Genomic DNA, 17224 nt, shown 5'->3' on the forward strand with positions numbered 1-17224 from the left:
CCGGGCCGGGCCGCAGCGGGTCGGCTCGGTGAAGGTGCCCGGGAGGCCGGCCGGCGGGCACGCCGGTATGCCGGGGCGAACGGCCCGCCGGGTACGGCCCCTTTCCGACGCGCTGTCTGTAAAGGCAGCGGGCCGCCCCGCCTACGATGGAACTGACAGGCAGTCAACCGTAGGAGTTGGTTCCCGTGCCCACGTACCTGGTCGGCTCCCGTGCAAGCGCCCTGGCCCGGACGCAGGTGCGCGACTTCCTGGCCCCGCTGCGCGGCCGGTTCCCGGAGATCGCCTTCACCCAGCGGGTGATCCTCGAAGGCGGCGACCGGGACCGGACGTCGCTGCTGGCGAACGTCTCGGCCGTCAGCGGCGGGTCGGCGTTCAGCACCGAGCAGGAGGCCGCCCTCCTGCGCGGGGACGTGGACGTGGTGGTCCACTCGCTGAAGGACCTGCCGACCGCGAATCCCGAGGGCCTGATGCTGCTGCCCCCGCCGGGCCGGGAGGACGTCCGCGACGCGCTGTGCGGATCGACGCTGGCCGGGCTCCCGCACGGGGCCCGGGTGGGCACGGGCGCGGCCCGTCGCATCGCCCAGCTCCTCGCCGTGCGCCCCGACATCGTCCCGGTGCCGATCCGGGGCAACGTGCCGACCCGGCTGGAGAAGCTGCGGTCCATGAGGCTGGATGCCGTGGTCCTCGCCGTCGCCGGTCTGAACCGGCTCGGCCGGCAGGACGCGATCGGCGAACCGCTGCCCCTCGACCTCTTCCCCCCGAGCCCGGGCCAGGGCGCGCTGGGCATCCAGGTCCGGGTGGACGACCGGGCGGTGCGGGACGTGCTGTCGACCGTCGGGGACCGCGCCGTCGACCGTGAGGTCCGCGCGGAGCGGTCCCTGCTGGCGCAGCTGCACGGCGGGTGCAGCGTGCCGGTGGGCGCCTGCGCCACGACCCGGCCCGACGGGACGCTGCACCTGTTCGCCCAGGTCACCTCGCTCGACGGGCGGCGCCAGGTCACCGGATCGGTCACCGGGCCCGCGAGCGAGCCCGAGCGGCTGGGCGCGGACCTGGCCGGAGACCTGGTGGACCGGGGCGCGCGGACCATCCTCGACGGAATCCGGCCCGCCGTCCCGGCCTGACCGGCGAGCCGTCGGACGCGCGCACGTCGGACGCGCGCCCGGTGGACCGGGCACCGCCGTCGGGGCCGCGGCACGGCGGCCCGGGCCGGGACGGCTCACCGACGGTGGGCCGGGACGTCCACGTCGACGGCCAGGAGCCGGCCCGTGCGGGCGCCCGGCGGGGGCGGCCACTCGGCGGCGGTCAGGAAGAGGGTCCGGCCGTCCGGGCCGCCGAGGGCGCAGGAGAAGCAGCCGCGGTCGAGCTCGATCCGCCGGAGCACCTCGCCGCCCTCGCGGACCCGGACGCAGCAGCGGCCGGGGACGTCGGCGAACCAGACCGCGCCCTCGGCGTCCAGGCAGATCCCGTCCGGTGCCGAGGTCGGCACCTCGGCCCAGACCCGGCGGTCGGTCAGGTCGCCGCCGGGCCCGATGGTGAAGGCGGTCAGCCGGGCGGCGTAGGACTCGGCGACGAGGAGCGTCGAGCCGTCGGGGGTGACGGCCATGCCGTTGGGGAACGCCAGGCCGTCGGCCACCCGGCGGACCTCGCCGTCCGGGGCCACCAGGGCGATCAGGCCCGGCGCGGGCGCCTCGCCGCCCATCAGGTCGAACCCGATGCCGTTGACGTAGGCGTTGCCGCGCCCGTCCACGGCCACCTCGTTCCACGGCCGGTCGGAGAGCGGGCGCAGGTCCGCGCAGGGGGCCAGGGCGCCGTCCGCCTCCTGGCGCAGCAGGCGCCCGTCACCGCCGGCGACGACCAGCAGGCGGCCGTCCGGCCCGGGCAGCCAGTCGATGCAGAACGGGAACGAGGGCACGGTGGCGGCGACGGCGGCCCGGCCGTCGGGCCCGACCGTGATCAGCTCCTGGGCGCCCCAGTCGCAGAGCCAGAGCCGGCCGTCGTGCCAGCGGGGCGACTCCCCGAGGGCGAGCCCGGACAGGACGGTCCGGACGGCCTCGGCGGGGTGTGGATCTGCGGGGTGCGGGCCGGTGGGGTGTGGCCCGGTGGGGTGCGGGCCGGTGGGGCGTGGATCACCGGGCCGGGGGTCGGTGGGGTGGGGTTCGGGCACGGGGGCTCCTCGGTCGGCGGGCCCGGCCGGACCGTCGGCCGGGCGCTGCTGGGCTGTCCGGAGTAGGACGTCGGACCGGCCGACTTCCTGCTCCTGAGCCGCGTCCGCCCCCGCGTCCGCACCCGTGCCCGGGCCCGCCGCCGGGGGTTCGCGCGCGGCCGGGGGAGCGGCGGGCCGACCTGGGCCTGGAGTTGCGGGTGTCAGCCGATCGGTATTCATAGAAACAGACAGGCGGTTCATCTGACTTTATGACGGAGTGTGGAGGAATGGGCGCATGGGGCTGAGTCGTCGGACGGTCCTGGTGCTGGCGGCGGGCGGCGCGCTGGCGGGTTGCCGGCCCCTCGCCGGGGCGGTGGGCGGACCGGCGGCGCAGCCCACGGCGCAGCCCGTGGCGGCGGCCACCGCCTCCGCCGCGCCGGCCGCACCGGCCATCACCTCGCCCACTGTCTCGCCCAGTGCCTCGGCCACCGCCTCGTCCCCCGCCGAAGCCCCGGCCCCCGCCGCCGGGCCGCCCGCCGCCGGGCCGCCCGCCGTCGGGCGCGCCGAGGTGGTGGCCCGCTACGGGGACGCCGTGCCCGAGGAGTGGGGCCTGGAGGTGTCCGGGGTGATCACCGGGCTGCCGGACGGGGCACGGACCACCGCGCTCACCTTCGACGCCTGCGGAGGCCCCGGCGGCTCCGGCTACGACGCGGACCTGATCGACCTCCTCCGGGCCAACGGTGTCCCCGCGACGCTCTTCCTCAACGCCCGCTGGATCGACGCCAACCCCGCCGAGTTCGAGGCCCTGGCCGGTGACCCGCTGTTCGAGATCGCCAACCACGGGACGGCGCACCGGCCGCTCTCGGTCGCGGGCCGCTCCGCGTACGGGATCGCGGGCACCCGGGACGTGGGCGAGGCGTACGACGAGATCGCGGGCAACGCGGCGAAGCTGACCTCCCTGCTCGGCCGGCCGCCGCGGTTCTTCCGCTCCGGCACCGCCCACTACGACGACGTCGCCACCCGGATCGTCACCGGGCTGGGCGAACGCGTGGCCGGCTTCACCGTCAACGGCGACGGCGGCGCCACCTTCAGCGCCGCCCAGGTCCGCAGCGAGGTGGCGGCCGCGCCGCCCGGGGCGATCGTGATCGCCCATATGAACCACCCGGGAGGCGGGACGGCGCCGGGCTTCGCGGCGGCCCTGCCGGCGCTGCTGGCGCAGGGGCGCACCTTCGTCCGCCTCTGCGACGCCCTGGCCTGAGCCGCGCCCCGGTCCGGGGCGCGCCCGCGTTCCCAGCCACCGGGGGCGACTCGCCCGGGCGCCCAGTCCCGTGCTGCCGCGGCTGGATCCGGCTTTGTCAAGCGACCGTCCGAACTCTCCCACCCCGTACGGGAAGCCTCACGGGGCGTGGCGGCCACCGCCGGCGGTGCCCGGCGCGGAGCCGCCCAGCGGCCGGGGGCAACCGGGAACAGGGCAGGAACGAGGCCGGAACGCGGGGGAACGGCACCGGAACGGGGTGCCCCGGCGGGCCGCCGCGCTCGCTCGGCCACCCTCGCGGCGGGCCGGTGCCGGACGGTCGGCGGCCCGGGCGGATCCCGGAATTCGGCGCCCCGATGCGGCCGGGGACGGCGAACTGGGCGCATACTTCCAGGGATGACGAAATCACCTGCGCCGAGACGCCACCTGCCCACCAGCCCCTTCCGAAGCGAGGTCCCACCGCCCCTCAAGCAGTTCGAGGCCGGTGACCGCGTGACCCACGACCAGTACGGTCTGGGCCGCATCATCAGCACCGAGACCGCCGGCCAGGGCGCGGTCCTGGTCGACTTCGGCTCGCACCAGGTGCGAGTCGTGCAGCCCTACGACAAGCTGTTCAAACTCTGAGCCGGGCCGGCCGCCGGCAGGTCAGGCGGCCGATCCGGCCCCACCCGTCCGAGTAGTCCCGGAACCGGCCCAGGCCCCGACGGCCCGGGCCGCCACGCAAGACCCGCGTGCCCCGGTCAGCCGCGTGCCCCCGGCAGGACGGTGATCGCGGTGGCGAGCAGCCCGTCCCGGACGACCCACCGCCCGTCGAAGCCCCCGAGGCGGTGTCCGTCCACCACCGGGCCCGGAACCAGCAGGACGGCGTGGAAGGTGCCGTCCGGACGCAGCGTGATGTCGGCCTCCGAGAACTCCAGGAAGACGCCGGTCAGCGGGAACCACGCCTTGTAGACGGCCTCCTTGGCGCTGAACAGCAGCCGGTCCCAGGGCAGCCCCGGGTGGTCCGCGAGCAGCTTGCCGTTCCGCTCCTGCTCGCCGGGCAGCGCGATGGCGTCCAGCACCCCCTCCGGCAGGGCCTCGGCCGGCTCGGCGTCGATACCGATCGAGACGACCTCGCCCGCCCGGGCGACGGCCGCGCCCCGGAAACCGGCGCAGTGCGTGAGGCTCCCGACCACCCCGTCGGGCCAGCTCGGCGCGCCACGCAGGCCGGGTACCAGCGGCCGGTACGGGACGCCGAGCCGCCCGAGCGCGAGGCGGGCGCAGTACCGGACGGTGGTGAACTCCCGCCGCCGGGTCTCGACGGCCCGGGCGACGACCGCCTCCTCCGCCGGCTCCAGCCGTGCCTGCGGCGGGTCGTCGTAGGCCGTCTCCACCACGACCGCCGCGGGAAGCAGTTCGCCGATCACAGGTCCCCCCTGAATGTGTGGCATGCGTACGACGGTGAGCTTAACCCGGCCGACCCGCCCGGGAGGAGGGTCGCCCGACCACGGTCGAACACCGCCTCCGGGCCCTGGGGGCCGTCTGGTCCCGGGAGCGTCGCCGACGCCGGGCGGTGTCTCCCAGTAACGTCACTGAGTGCCTCGGCTCCTCCTGTGTCTCTGCGGGCCGGGGGTCGCTCAGTGCTTCGGCCGCGTCGGCCTCGCCATCGAAGAAGCGACTAACTGTCACTGTTCCGTAGGGGATTGAGAGCCGAACAGGAGAGCAGCAGGTGAGCAGCGCGCATGCCGGTCCGGGTGACTACAGCCAGGTGCCGAATCCGGAGCAGGCCCTGAAGTACGCGATCCAGCACATCGCGGGTGAGCGTGTCGAGATCGTCGAGGGAGTCATCACCCCTGCGTCACCGTCCTGGGCCCACGAGACCGCCGTCGACCTGATCCGCGAGCAGATCGGGCCCCGGATGCGCGAACTCGGCCTCCGCGCCGGTTCCGGGAACCTCGACCTGCCCGGGACGCAGAACTTCTACGTACCGGACCTCGCGGTCGTACCCGCCGAACTGGCGAAGACGGAGGGCGCGCTCCTGCCGGATCAGACCGTGCTGGTCGTCGAAGTGACGTCGCCGTCGAACGGTGAGACCGACCGGACCGCCGAGCGGCGTCGTTACTCGCAGTTCGGGGCCCCGGTCTACCTCCTGGTCGACCGTCAGGAAAGCACCTGCGCACTGTTCTCGCAGCCGGGCCGGCTCGGCTACATCCGCGTGGAAGGGCCCCATCCGTTCGGTACCTCGCTGCACCTGCCCGCCCCGTTGGGCTGGTACTGGACACGACCGGCTTCTGAGCCCGGCGGGCCCCGTGAAGGCGGGCCGGGGCCGTTCGTCGGACGATCCGTTGGGAAGCGGGTGAACCGGTGGGGCTGCCGGGGCGTCCTGAGTTCCGAAGGATCGTTGCCGAACAAGAGGAGAATGCGATCGTGGAGACCTTCGCAGGGCGCCCCGGGCGTCGCGCGGTGCTGGCCTTCGGTGCCGGGGCGGTACTCGCCGCCGGTGTGTCGGCGGGCGGGTCGGCCCATGCGGCGGGCCTCGCTCCGGCGGGTGGGGACGCGGTGGGCCGGGCCCTGGCCGACCTGGAACGGGAGCACGGCGCCCGGCTCGGGGTGTTCGGGCGCAACACCGTCACGGGCCGGGCCGTGACGTACCGCGCCGACGAGCGCTTCCCCATCTGTTCCGCACACAAGACGATCACCGCCGCGGCCGTCCTGCGGGACCTCGACCGGGGCGGCGAGTACCTCGCCAAGCGGATCCGGTACACCGAGCAGGACGTCAAGAACTCGGGCTACGCCCCGATCACGGGCACGCCCGAGCACCTCGCCAACGGCATGACCGTGGCCGAGCTGTGCGCCGCGGCCATCGACTACAGCGACAACGCCGCCGACAACCTGCTGCTCCGTGAGCTCGGCGGTCCGACGGCGATCACCCGCTTCTGCCGGTCCATCGGCGACCGGGTGACGCGGCTCGACCGGTGGGAGCCCGCGCTGAACTCCGCCGAACCGGAGCGCACGACGGACACCACCACCCCGGCCGCCATCGGCCGGACCAACCAGAAGCTGGTCCTCGGGGACGCGCTGGCGCCGCGGGACCGGCGGCAGTTGACCGACTGGCTGCTCGCCAACACCACCAGCACCGCCCGCTTCCGCGCCGGACTCCCCAAGGACTGGACCCTCGCGGACAAGACCGGCACCGGCGAGTACGGCACCACCAACGACGTCGGCATCGCCTGGACACCGGACCGCACCCCCGTCGTCCTGGCCGTCCTGTCCACCCAGCGCGACGCCGACGCGGCGGCGGACGAGCCGCTCGTCGCCAAGGCGGCCGCTCTCCTGGCGGCAGCCCTGGGCTGACACCCCGTGGGTCCGGGCCCGGGCCCGGACCCACGCCGGGGTGCGGCGCTTGGGGAGCCGTTCACGCGGTGTACACACCGTCTCCGCCGGTCCGTTCAGCGTGATCACTTAGAGATAACGGGTCTGATCCCCACAGGCGGCGCCGCGCCGGTCCGTCCGGCACGGCGCCGCCCTCCCCCCGGAAGGACGTACCCGTGGACCGCAGGACCCTGCTCAGCACCGCCGCCGCCGGAGCCGTGACCGCCGTGACCGCCACCGCGGTCACCGCGACCCCGGCCGCCGCGCGGCCCTCCGCCGGTGGCCCCGTCACCACCTTCAACGTCATCAGCGACATCCAGGGCGACCTCGGCGACCTCGGTGTGGCGCTGCGCGACATGAGGTCCACCAACCCCGCCTCCTCCGGCCTCGCCGTCGCCGGTGACATCACCCCGCGCGGCTACGACGCCGAATACGCCGCCGTCCGGGCCGAGTTCGCCAGGACGAGCCACCCGGCGACGGTCGCCTGGGCGATCGGCAACCACGAGTTCTACGTGCCGAAGTGGCGCGACCCGGCCACCCTGGACCAGGCCGCCTGGCCCAACGGCACCACCGAGGACTCGCTGTTCCGCAGCTTCTACACCTTCGCCGGCCGCAGCACCGTCTTCTCCGAGCACGTCTTCGGCGGCATCCCGGTGCTGACCCTGGGCACCGAGCGCTACATGCACTTCCACGACCCGAAGCTCTGGGACGAGGTGTGGCTGAGCGACACCCAGTTCACCTGGCTCGAACAGCGGCTCACCCACTGGGCGCAGCGCCGCCGGCCGGTCATGGTGATCACCCATCACCCGCTGCCGAACACCGTCTCCGGCAGCCGGAACAGCCTCTACCTGCACGACTACCTCCAGGCGGACCGCCTGCTCGGCCTGCTCGGCCGCCACCGCGACGTCTTCGTCTTCTGCGGCCACACCCACTGGGACCTCGGCCTCTCCGACTGGTACGTCCGCCGCGTGGTTCCGGGCACCGCCAACCTCGACGGCTTCTCGGTGGTCAACACCGGCGCCGTGCAGACCGGTTACACCGACAACGGCCAGGGCGGCGAGTCGGCCGTGCCCGGCACCTTCAACCAGGGCCTCCAGGTGGAGGTCCACAACGACCGCGTCGTCCTCAAGGCCCGCGACTTCGCCACCCACACCTGGCTGAAGCAGATCACCGTCCCCCTCGCCACCCCGATGTAGCCCCCGACACGGACCACCGGAGGAGTGGGAAGCCGGCCGGTCCGACGTCCCACTCCGGCGCCGGAATCCAGCGGACCGGCCGAACGAGGCGTGACGAGCGTGTCGAATGAGCATTCTTATCGACACGTAGCGCACGCGTGGCTCGCCCACCAATCGGCGGCCCACATTCATCTGACGTTGACTCCGGGGGGAGAGCTGACGGTCTCCGGCTATCGCGAGACGTCGACCGCGCCGCCGAACTCCACCGTTACGGCCCGCCACCCCGGGAGCCGGTACGTCGCCGCGGTGTTCAGCACCGGGGACGCCCGACTGGCGCTCAGTGTCACCACGCCGTGCCTGGTGCCGCCGTCCGGTGGGGGCGGGGTCAGGCGGGGGTCTTCGCGGTGAGGTCGTCCAGGACGATGCGGGGGCGGGTGGACTCGTGTTCGTCGCGGGCGGGGCGGGTGGAGTTGACGACTTCGGCGATGCGCTCGTAGCAGGTGACGGCGAGGGCCCAGGTCTCGACGTCCTGGCCGGTGCCCGCGTAGACGGTGGTGCGCAGGGCGTTGAGGAGGGCGATGACGCTGCGCCCGGAGAGGACGGTGTCGGCCTCGTCCTCCTGGAAGCCGGCGCGGGGGCGCTGGGCGGCCTCCTGCTGGTCGAAGTGTTCGGCGCCCTCCACCCGCGTGCCGAGGAACTCCCAGGTGTGCGGGTTGCAGGCGATCGCCACGGTGTTGACGGCGGCGGCCTTCAGCAGGGTGGCCACGTGGGCGGGCCAGGCGAGGGTGGCGGGGATGAGGTCGGCGACGCCGCCCGACTCGACGGGCGGCGCGTCGGCGGCGGGCCGGTCCGGCGCAGGCGCGGCCGCCTCGGCGGGGGTGAGCCGGGCGAGCAGGTCGATGAGCTGCTGCGCCTGTTCGGCGGTGATGCCGGGGGACGGGCTGCTGCTCTCCTCGGCGTGGGCGGTCTCGGGCACGGGCGTCTCCTTCACGGGGAGGTAGGTGGGATCCGGCGGGTCGACGGGTTCGGGTCGGGGCTGGGCGGCCTCGGCGGCCCGGAGCTGGAGGCGGTGCAGTTCCTCGCGCGCCTCGGTGAGCCGGCGCTGCAACCGCCGGGTGTCGCGGTCGGCCTGTTCGGCGGAATGCCGCTCCCTGGTGAGCGCGGTGACGATCTCGTCGCGGTGGTCGCGCAGGCCGTCGACGATGGCGTTGAGCAGTTCGGTGCGCAGGGCGTCACCGGTGTCGCGCAGTTCGGTGAAGCCGTTCTCGACCTCGGTGCGGAGTAGGTCCACTCGGTTGGCGGTGCCCCTCAACTGCCCTCCCCTGTAGGTGCGGCACGCGAGAGTGCCGGGACCAGGGTGGCGGTGCGCGGCGGCGCCGGGGAGGTGATCGCCGGGGGCTGACCCAAACCCGATCGTCACTGTCCGGAATCGGATCGTCACACTGTTCGACCGCGGTGTGTGGCTCGTCCGGTGAATCCGCCGCACCCCGGCACCCGCCGATCCGGTCGGCGGGTGCGATGCTTCCGGAAGCCCGTCGCGTCGAGCCCGCCGTCCAGTCCGAGGAGATGCCCATGCGTGCCGAACCCGTCGCCGACACCCCCTGCCTCACCCTGGGTGAAGGCCCGGTCTGGGATGCGGCCGCCCAGTCGATCCACTGGATCGGCATCCCGGACCGCGAGGTCCTCACCCTCCACCGTCCGAGCGGCCGGCTCACGGTGCTCGAACTGGACGTCACCCCGGGCACGTTGATGCCGGCCGCGGAGGGCAGCCCGGTCCTCGCGACCGAGCGCGGGTTCGAGTCGCTGGACACCGCGACCGGCCGGACGGAGCTGCTCGCCGCCGTCGAGGCCGACCGGCCGGACCGCCGGATGAACGACGGGAAGCGGGACCCGTACGGCCGGCCGGTCGCGGGCACCATGCAGCGCACCGGGCCCCAGCAGCCGGGGCCGCTGTACCGGCTGGAGTCCGACGGCTCGGTGCGGCCGATCCTGGACGGCCTGGCCATCCCCAACGGCCTGGCCTGGCCCGAGCCGGACCGGCTCTGGCACATCGACACCCCGACCCGGCGGATCGGGTTCTACGAGTACCCCGAGCACGGCCCGGTCGGCCGCCGGATCCGTTCGCTGGACGTCTCCCACCTGCCGGGGATGCCCGACGGCATGACCCTGGACGAGGCCGGGAACCTCTGGGTGGCGTTCTGGGACGGCGGGGCGGTGCACTGCCTCTCGCCGGAGGGCCGGCTGCTCGACACCGTGGAGGTCCCGGCGCCGCGGACGACCAGCTGTGCCTTCGGTGGGCCGGGGCTGGACACGCTGTTCGTCACCACCGCCCGGAGCGGGGAACACCCGCTCTCCGGGCGGCTGTTCGAGCTGGCCGTCCCAGGGGTGCGCGGCCGGGCCTGAGGGCGCGGGGGCGGGAGCGCGGGAGTGTCGGGCGGCCGGTGCCGGGGCCGGCCGCCCGGTGCTGAAGGGGGTGGCTCAGGACTGCCCGAGCAGGCGGGCGAAGTCCATCCCGAGGCTGCCGAGGACGGGCAGCGCGCCGAGGTCGGTGATGCCGCCGACCGGGATGACGTAGCCCTGGTTGACCTCCCGGGGCACGGCCGCCGCCGGGGTCGAGGTGGCGCCGGTCAGGACGGCCGCGCCCAGCAGGGCGGCGCCGAGGGCGGCGCTGCGGAGCGGAACGCGGAACGCGGGGTGGAGCGGGGTGCGGGACGGCGTGCGGGACGGGATGCGCAAGGGGGCCTCCGGAGAGTGGGACGCGTGAACTGACAACGCGTCGTCCGCTCTGCGGTCACGTATCGTCCCGCCTTCGGCCGCTTTCGTAAAGCTTCCTGCTTTGTGTTCATGACAACACATCAAAGGTATGGACCTCCCTTCGGCGTCCGGCATACGGTCCTTCCCTGGGTAGGTCGGACGTGCCCGAACTCCACCGCACCGCAAGCCGATTCGGCCTGCTCGGGAGCTTCCGCAGGTCCGCCGGCCCGCCCGTACTCGGTCATGCCGTCCGCACCGACAATCGGAGGGAACCATGCGAGTCGTCAAGAACCTCAGGATCCTGGCCGGCGCTCCGCTCGCCGCCGCCGCACTGATCGCCCTGACCGCGGGTTCGGCCAGTGCCGCGATCCCGATCAACAAGCCGATGACCGGCAAGGCGACCTACTACAACGACGCCGGCTACGGCGCCTGCGGCACCCAGATCAACGCGTCCAACCAGATGCTGGTGGCGGTCTCGCACACCTGGTGGACTTCGGCGAATCCGAACAACGACCCGCTGTGCAAGGGCATCTCGGTCAAGGTGACCTATCAGGGCAAGACGGTCACCGTTCCGGTCCGGGACAAGTGTCCGTCCTGCGACTCCACGCACCTCGACCTGAGCCAGCCGGCCTTCGCCAGGTTCGCGCCACTGGGCCAGGGCGTGATCAACGGGCTCACCTGGCAGTTCGTCAAGGCCGGTTTCGCCGGGGAGACGATCCCGCTGTCGGCGCCCATCGAGGGCTCGACGATCGGCGCGGGAGTGGGCGCTTCGCGCTGACCCGCCGAGGGCCGGACCGGTCGGCGCCCTGCCGGCCGGTCCGGGTGCGGGCGGCCGTCACTTCGCGGCGACGCTCCGCTGCGGCTGTCGAGGACGGCCAGGGCCACCTCGACGGCGTCCACTGCGCAACGGTGGCGCCCGGCGTGCGCGGCCGGGGCGGGCGGGCCGAGGGCGCCCTGGAGGATCCGTGTGAGTGCCGCCCGCTCCGGGGCGGTGATCTCGGGTGTCGACATGGTGGTAACTATAGTTACCGAAATCCCGCGAGGTAACCAGAGTTGTCGACCGGGCCGGCGTCGGAGGCTCTGACAGGTCGGAGGCTCTGACAGTGTGCAGGGCGGGGTGCGCGGGTCCTGCCACCGTGTCGGTGGTCGCGGCGCACCGCCGCGGCATAGCGTCCGGGGAGACCACCGAGCGAAGGCAGGTTCTTGTGGACCGCACCGGCGACGAATCCCCGGCCGTCAACGGCCGCGTCTCCTTCTGGTACGCGCAGACCGGACTGCCCGAGCCCCGGCCCGCGCTGCCGGGCGACGCCGACGCGGACGTGTGCATCGTCGGTGGCGGGTACACCGGGCTCTGGACCGCCTACTACCTCAAGAAGGCCGACCCCGGGCTGCGGATCACCGTGCTGGAGCGCCGGTTCTGCGGTTACGGCGCCTCGGGGCGCAACGGCGGGTGGCTCTACAACGGGTTCGCCGGCCGGTCGGCCTTCGCCCGCCGGTACGGGGCCGGGCCGGCCGCCGCCATGCAGCGGGTGATGGACGAGGCGGTCGGCGAGGTGGCCGACACCGTCGCCGCCGAGCGCATCGAGGCGGACCTCGTCCGGGGCGGCGTCCTGGAGGTCGCCCGGACCCCGGCCCAGCTGGCCCGGTTGCAGGCCTTCGCGACGGCCGAGCGCTCCTTCGGCGCGGACCGCGTCCGGCTGCTGACCGCGGCCGAGACCGGTGAGCGCATCCGGATCGCCGGCACCCTCGGCGGCACCTGGACGCCCTACGGCGCGCGAGTCCAGCCCGCCAAGCTGGCCCGCGGGCTCGCCGAGGCGGTGGCGGGTCTGGGCGTCCGCGTCCACGAGCGGACGCCGGTCACCGCCGTCGAGCCGGGCGGCGCCGGCCGCCGGGCCCGCGCCGTCACCCCGTACGGCACCGTCACCGCCGACCACGTGCTGCGCGCCACCGAGGGGTTCACCGCCGGGCTCCGGGGCGAGCGGCGGACCTGGCTGCCGATGAACTCCGCGATGATCGCCACCGAACCGCTGCCGGAGTCCTTCTGGGCGCGGACCGGCTGGACCGGCCGCGAAGTCCTCGGCGACTTCGCCCATGCCTACATGTACGCGCAGCGCACCGCGGACGACCGGATCGCGCTCGGCGGGCGCGGCGTCCCCTACCGGTACGGCTCGCGCACCGACGCGGACGGGACCACCCAGCCGGCCACCGTCCGGCAGCTGCGCGAGATCCTCGACAGCTTCTTCCCGGCCGCCGCCGGTGCCCGGATCGACCACGCCTGGGCCGGGGTGCTCGGCGTCCCCCGCGACTGGTGCGCCACCGTGGACCTCGACCGCGCCTCCGGGCTCGGCTGGGCCGGCGGGTACGTGGGCAGCGGGGTCACCACCGCCAACCTGGCCGGCCGCACCCTGCGCGACCTCGTCCTCGGCCGTGACACCGAGCTCACCCGGCTGCCCTGGGTCGGCCACCGGGTGCGCCGCTGGGAGCCGGAGCCGCTGCGCTGGCTCGGTGTGCACGCCCTCTACGCCGCGTACCACGCCGCCGACCGCCAGGAGTCCACCGGCCGGGCCACCGGCTCACCGCTCGCCCGGCTGGCGGACGCCATCTCCGGACGGCACTGACCGAGGGGCGACCGAGCGGCCGTGCTCCCGGCGGCCGTTCGGGCGTGCCGCGGTGGCAGCGGCGGTCGCCACGACGCACGGTGGTCCCGGGGTCGAGGCGGCGGAGGGACGGTGCGGGTGCGCAGGTGGCGAGTGGGACTGGTAGGGCTGGCCGTGTCACTGGGGCTCGGTGCGCCGACGGCCTCGGCCCTGCCGGTGCGGCCGGGCTGGGCGGTCGTGGTGGTGGATCAGGGATCACGCAGCGTGCTCCTGCTGCAGAGCGCCGAGGAGCTGATGGCCTATCGGGGACCTGGCCGGCTGCCGGTGGTGTGGTCCTGGAGCGCGGACCGCGCGGCGGACCTCGCCGATCTCACCCCGGCGCACAGCTGGTCGATGCCGGACGAGGCGAAGAGCCGGGTGCGCGGCGGCCGCCGCTACCTGCTGACCACCGCCAGCGGCGGGCTGGTGGCGGTGGTCGACACCGCGACCGGCGGCACCTACTGGGCCGCCGACACCGGCGGCGCCAACCCGCATAGCGTGGAGCTGCTGCCGGACGGCAACGTCGCCGTCGCGGCCAGCACGGGCGGGTGGGTCCGGCTCTACGCCGCCTCGCGGGGGCCGCGCAGCACCGTCCACGCGGTGTACCCGCTCAAGGGCGCGCACGGCGTCCAGTGGGACGGGCGCACCCGGCTGCTCTGGGCAGTGGGGGACGACGAACTCACCGCGCTCCGGGTGGGCGGCACACCGGCCGCGCCGGTGCTCACGGCCGCCCGGAGCATCCCGCTGCCGGAGCCGGGCGGGCACGACCTCGCGCCGGTGCTCGCCGCGCCGGGCCGGTTCTGGGTGAGCACCGCCGAGCACCTCTGGCAGTTCGACCCGGCCGGCGGGCGCTTCACCCGGGTGCGGTTCGCCGACGAGGCCGCGGAGCGTGACATCAAGAGCGTCGGCGACGAACCCGGCACCGGGCGGCTGCTCACCGCTGCCCCCGACCAGGCGGGGGCCTGCTCCTGGTGCACCTCCGTCCTGGCACTCCACGGTCCGGACGGTGCCCGGACCCTGCGCGGTACGCAGGTGTACAAGGCGCGCTGGTGGGCCAGTTGGAGCGGGTGACGGTCGCTCAGGGTGACGGCCCGGGGTGGCATTCGGCTGATGCGGCAGATTTTATGCCCCGGCAAACTACTCCAATGGTGGGCAGTTTCCCCTGCGGCCGCCCAAACCTCGTATGCGGTGCCCAGCCTGGGATAGCGTCCAGTGCACCGGGGGGTACCTCGCTTGCGTGTGTGCCGTACCGGTCCGTTCGAACGCATCCGACGAATGCCTCAGCTAATTCGGGAGAAACTCATGGGTAATAGCATTTCGGAAATCCGGCCGGTCGCCGTGGACGAGCTGCGGCTCGCCGTGGACTCCCTCGCGGCCTTCCCGGCCCGGGGCGGGGCCGGCGGCTCCGACGTCCCCGAGCGCCTGGCGGCGGTCGCCGACCTCTGCCGGGCCGTCGACGGGGTGCTGGACAGCCTGGTCGTCCAGGCTGCCGCCGAGGCCGCCGAGGAGGGGTGGACGGCGGCCCGGATGGCATCCGAACACGCCGTTTACTACGCCCGGTTGCGGCGGGCGCTGCTGCCCGCCGGAGCGGGCGGCCAGGGCGATGCCGGGCTGAAGAAGCCGTGAGCGCGCCGCACTCCAACGCGCACGTCCTGACCTGCCCCACTCGGTGGAGCGACGTGGACGAGAACGGGCACATCAACAACGCCCGGCTGGTCTCCTACGTCCAGGAGGGGATTTACGACCTCTTCTGCCACCACAAGGTCGCCGTCCGGGAATCCCTCTTTCCGTCCGGATTCCTGATCGCACGGCACGAGATCGATTACCTGGAACAGTTGCACCACCAGCCGGAGCCATTGCTGGTACGGCTGACCGTGGAGCGGCTGGGCCGGAGTTCCGCGCATGTGGTGGTGAATGTCTGCCGCGATCCGCTCACCTATATGCGGGCGCGCACCGTGGTGGTCGCCCGGGACCGCGAATCGGGCCGTTCCCGTAAACTCAGCCAGTCCGAGCGCCGATTTCTCTCGGCGTTCGTCCCGGGCGAGGCGGTCGAGGCGACGGCCTCGGCGCCGTCACAGCGGGTGCCGGTGTCGGCATCGCGCAGCCCGCTGCCCGGCTCGGCGCTCCGCGCCCGCCGACGCTGTCGCGCCTCGGCGCGCTGACGGCGGCGATGCCGGCACCGATGACGCTGCCGGCATCCAGCACATCCAGCACATCCAGCACATCCGGGGCGTCCGGGACCACGGACGCGTCCGGGACAGGGCCCACTGGGCCGTAGGACGAGCATGACCCGCAGCGCGGGCAGGACCGGTGGGCGAGGCCGCGGCGGCCGAGCCCGCGGACACCGCCGGGCGCCCGGCCGGGCCGCGATCGTCGTGGCCGACGCGAGGGCGGCGGGTACGGGGGCGGCCGCGGCGAGGACGGCGGCGGTGGGGTGGGCAGCGGCGGCAATGGCGCCGCCGACTGCGGAGCACCCGACCGGGACGCCGACCGGCTGCCGCGCTCCCGACAACCCGACGAGGCGGCGGCCGGAAGCGGCCGTGGGAGCCGCCCGGTGCTCACCCGGTGGGTCGTCCGGTGCTCACCCGGTGGGTCTCCCGTGGACCGTCCGGTGGGTCGCCCGCGCCGCTCAGCCGGTCGTGGCGCGAAACAGCTCCGCGCCGGCGCCCGTCAGGAGGACCGGGTCGCCGGTCGGCCGCAGGTAGGCCGATCCGCCCGGCCGCAGGTCGAGGGTGTGGCCCGCGGCGCTCCGCAGCCGGGCCCGCCCGGCCGTACAGAGCAGGATCTGCGGCGCGGTCAGGTCGATCCCGGTGGGGGTGGCGGTGGGGCGCAGCCGGGAGAGCCGGAACTCCTCGGCCGGGGACGGGAAGACCTCCTCGATCCCCCGGCCGGCCCCCGAGCCGTCCGTGGGGGGCCCGGCGGCAGGGGAGGCGGTGAGCACGGGCGGCTCACCGGTCCGGAACGAGGTCACCGCCAGCAGCCCGTCCACGTCGATGTGCTTGGCGGTGAGGCCGCAGCGCAGCACATTGTCCGAGTTGGCCATCAACTCGACGCCCAGACCGTGCAGATAGGCATGCGGCACCCCGGCGTCCAGCGCCAGGGCCTGGCCCGCCCCGAGCCGGACGTGGTTCAGCAGCAGCGCGGCGACCAGGCCCGGGTCACCGGGGTAGTCCCGGGCCGCCCGCGCGTAGGCGGCGCAGGCGGCGGCGTACGGTCCGCCACCGGCGGCGACTCGCCGCAGTGCCGCGCCCACGGCGGCGAGCTCGGCCGGCCCGGGGCGGACGTCCTCCAGGACGTGCCGCAGCATCGCGGGCAGCACCTCCTCGGCCGGCCGGTGGCGCAGCGCGGTGACCCAGGGGGTGAGCAGCGGGACGGCCAGCGCGTCCAGCAGCCCGGCCGTGGCGGGCGCCGGTCGGAACCCGCAGAGTGCCTCGAAGTCGCCGAGGGCGCAGATCAGTTCGGGCTTGTGACCGCGGTCCCGGAAGATCCGCCGCGGGGCGTCCCGGGGGATGCCGCGGGCCTCCTCGGCGGCGAAGCCGGCCTCGGCCTGCGCCCGGGTCGGGTGCACCTGGAGCGAGAGCGCCCGGTCGGCGGCCAGCACCTTGAACAGGAAGGGGAGTCGCGGCCCGAACCGCTTCACGGTGTCCGGCCCGAGCTCGCCGTCCGGGTCCTCGGCGATCAGCCGGTCCAGCGGGCGGGGGCCCGCGTCCGCGCCGTCGTCCCGCAGCGAGGGCGCGGACGGGTGGGCACCCATCCAGAGCTCGGCCTGCGGTTCGCCGGTGGGCGGGGCGCCGGTGAGCGCGGGGATGGCGGTGACGGACCCCCACGCGTAGCCGCGGACGGGGTTGAGGAGCGGGGCGAACGGGGGACGGGTGGGTGTGGGCATGCGGGGCCTCTCCTGAGGGGGCCG

The 17224-nt window shown here is 74.6% G+C and carries 16 protein-coding genes and 1 pseudogene; 12 read left to right on the top strand and 5 right to left on the bottom strand.

The genetic code is table 11. The features are described from left to right. Positions 1 to 185: 185 nt before the first annotated feature. Positions 186 to 1121 (top strand): hydroxymethylbilane synthase, encoded by a 936-nt coding sequence (gene hemC / locus ACIF6L_RS23970; RefSeq protein ID WP_329486414.1) that lies wholly within the window; start codon positions 186 to 188, stop codon positions 1119 to 1121. Positions 1122 to 1216: 95 nt separating this feature from the next. On the opposite strand, the gene ACIF6L_RS23975 is transcribed toward hemC, so the two are convergent. Beyond that, positions 1217 to 2164 carry an SMP-30/gluconolactonase/LRE family protein gene (locus ACIF6L_RS23975; RefSeq protein WP_396486614.1) on the bottom strand — a complete coding sequence of 316 codons (948 nt, stop codon included), beginning with the start codon at positions 2162 to 2164 and terminating at the stop codon, positions 1217 to 1219. Positions 2165 to 2438: 274 nt separating this feature from the next. Here ACIF6L_RS23975 and ACIF6L_RS23980 point away from each other — a divergent pair, with 274 nt between their 5' ends. Then, on the top strand, positions 2439 to 3401 hold the full coding sequence (locus tag ACIF6L_RS23980) for a polysaccharide deacetylase family protein (RefSeq protein WP_396486613.1): 963 nt from the start codon (positions 2439 to 2441) through the stop codon (positions 3399 to 3401). Between the two features lie 393 nt (positions 3402 to 3794). Beyond that, positions 3795 to 4022: a hypothetical protein gene (locus ACIF6L_RS23985; RefSeq protein WP_329486410.1), complete on the top strand. Its 228-nt coding sequence runs from the start codon at positions 3795 to 3797 to the stop codon at positions 4020 to 4022. A gap of 116 nt (positions 4023 to 4138) precedes the next feature. On the opposite strand, the gene ACIF6L_RS23990 is transcribed toward ACIF6L_RS23985, so the two are convergent. Then, positions 4139 to 4804, bottom strand: coding sequence for a 4'-phosphopantetheinyl transferase superfamily protein (locus ACIF6L_RS23990; RefSeq protein ID WP_329492031.1), 666 nt, complete (start codon positions 4802 to 4804; stop codon positions 4139 to 4141). Between the two features lie 341 nt (positions 4805 to 5145). Between ACIF6L_RS23990 and ACIF6L_RS23995 the strand changes: the two are divergent. The 3 genes and pseudogenes from ACIF6L_RS23995 to ACIF6L_RS24005 all read left to right on the top strand — a co-directional run. Continuing rightward, positions 5146 to 5589, top strand: a pseudogene (locus ACIF6L_RS23995) (Uma2 family endonuclease); the annotation flags it as partial. Between the two features lie 215 nt (positions 5590 to 5804). Beyond that, positions 5805 to 6731 carry a class A beta-lactamase gene (gene bla / locus ACIF6L_RS24000; RefSeq protein ID WP_396486612.1) on the top strand — a complete coding sequence of 309 codons (927 nt, stop codon included), beginning with the start codon at positions 5805 to 5807 and terminating at the stop codon, positions 6729 to 6731. A 194-nt stretch (positions 6732 to 6925) separates the two neighbouring features. Next, positions 6926 to 7945 (top strand): metallophosphoesterase family protein, encoded by a 1020-nt coding sequence (locus tag ACIF6L_RS24005; RefSeq protein WP_396486611.1) that lies wholly within the window; start codon positions 6926 to 6928, stop codon positions 7943 to 7945. Between the two features lie 364 nt (positions 7946 to 8309). Here ACIF6L_RS24005 and ACIF6L_RS24010 read toward each other — a convergent pair whose 3' ends face one another. Next, positions 8310 to 9215, bottom strand: a complete 906-nt coding sequence (locus ACIF6L_RS24010) for a hypothetical protein (protein ID WP_396486610.1) — start codon at positions 9213 to 9215, stop codon at positions 8310 to 8312. 281 nt (positions 9216 to 9496) lie between these two features. On the opposite strand from ACIF6L_RS24010, the gene ACIF6L_RS24015 reads away from it, so the two are divergent. After that, on the top strand, positions 9497 to 10327 hold the full coding sequence (locus ACIF6L_RS24015) for an SMP-30/gluconolactonase/LRE family protein (RefSeq protein ID WP_396486609.1): 831 nt from the start codon (positions 9497 to 9499) through the stop codon (positions 10325 to 10327). A 75-nt stretch (positions 10328 to 10402) separates the two neighbouring features. On the opposite strand, the gene ACIF6L_RS24020 is transcribed toward ACIF6L_RS24015, so the two are convergent. Continuing rightward, entirely contained in the window at positions 10403 to 10660 is a 258-nt protein-coding gene (locus ACIF6L_RS24020; RefSeq protein ID WP_396486608.1) for a hypothetical protein, read from the bottom strand. A 292-nt stretch (positions 10661 to 10952) separates the two neighbouring features. On the opposite strand from ACIF6L_RS24020, the gene ACIF6L_RS24025 reads away from it, so the two are divergent. The 5 genes from ACIF6L_RS24025 (at position 10953) to ACIF6L_RS24045 (ending at position 15476) form a co-directional block, all read left to right on the top strand. Next, complete coding sequence (locus ACIF6L_RS24025) at positions 10953 to 11456, top strand: cysteine/serine endopeptidase inhibitor (protein WP_396486607.1); 504 nt, start codon at positions 10953 to 10955, stop codon at positions 11454 to 11456. A gap of 427 nt (positions 11457 to 11883) precedes the next feature. Then, the gene (locus tag ACIF6L_RS24030; protein ID WP_396486606.1) at positions 11884 to 13296 is read left to right on the top strand and encodes an NAD(P)/FAD-dependent oxidoreductase; all 1413 of its coding nucleotides are present in this window, start codon (positions 11884 to 11886) and stop codon (positions 13294 to 13296) included. A 243-nt stretch (positions 13297 to 13539) separates the two neighbouring features. Continuing rightward, positions 13540 to 14385 (top strand): DUF6528 family protein, encoded by an 846-nt coding sequence (locus tag ACIF6L_RS24035; RefSeq protein WP_396486605.1) that lies wholly within the window; start codon positions 13540 to 13542, stop codon positions 14383 to 14385. Between the two features lie 231 nt (positions 14386 to 14616). Beyond that, complete coding sequence (locus tag ACIF6L_RS24040) at positions 14617 to 14940, top strand: hypothetical protein (protein WP_329486396.1); 324 nt, start codon at positions 14617 to 14619, stop codon at positions 14938 to 14940. Continuing rightward, positions 14937 to 15476, top strand: coding sequence for a thioesterase family protein (locus tag ACIF6L_RS24045; protein ID WP_329486395.1), 540 nt, complete (start codon positions 14937 to 14939; stop codon positions 15474 to 15476). The genes ACIF6L_RS24040 and ACIF6L_RS24045 overlap by 4 nt, the downstream gene beginning before the upstream one ends. 467 nt (positions 15477 to 15943) lie before the next feature. Here ACIF6L_RS24045 and manA read toward each other — a convergent pair whose 3' ends face one another. Beyond that, positions 15944 to 17200 (bottom strand): mannose-6-phosphate isomerase, class I, encoded by a 1257-nt coding sequence (manA, locus tag ACIF6L_RS24050; protein WP_396486603.1) that lies wholly within the window; start codon positions 17198 to 17200, stop codon positions 15944 to 15946. Between the last annotated feature and the right edge of the window lie 24 nt (positions 17201 to 17224).

Source organism: Kitasatospora sp. NPDC086009 (assembly GCF_044540385.1).
Lineage (GTDB): Bacteria > Actinomycetota > Actinomycetes > Streptomycetales > Streptomycetaceae > Kitasatospora.

Coding starts and splice junctions, on each gene's coding strand:
- ACIF6L_RS24015 (WP_396486609.1), top strand. CDS start 9,497: ATGCGTGCCGAACCCGTCGCCGACACCCCCTGCCTCACCCTGGGTGAA.
- ACIF6L_RS23985 (WP_329486410.1), top strand. CDS start 3,795: ATGACGAAATCACCTGCGCCGAGACGCCACCTGCCCACCAGCCCCTTC.
- ACIF6L_RS24040 (WP_329486396.1), top strand. CDS start 14,617: ATGGGTAATAGCATTTCGGAAATCCGGCCGGTCGCCGTGGACGAGCTG.
- manA (WP_396486603.1), bottom strand. CDS start 17,200: ATGCCCACACCCACCCGTCCCCCGTTCGCCCCGCTCCTCAACCCCGTC.
- ACIF6L_RS23980 (WP_396486613.1), top strand. CDS start 2,439: ATGGGGCTGAGTCGTCGGACGGTCCTGGTGCTGGCGGCGGGCGGCGCG.
- ACIF6L_RS24025 (WP_396486607.1), top strand. CDS start 10,953: ATGCGAGTCGTCAAGAACCTCAGGATCCTGGCCGGCGCTCCGCTCGCC.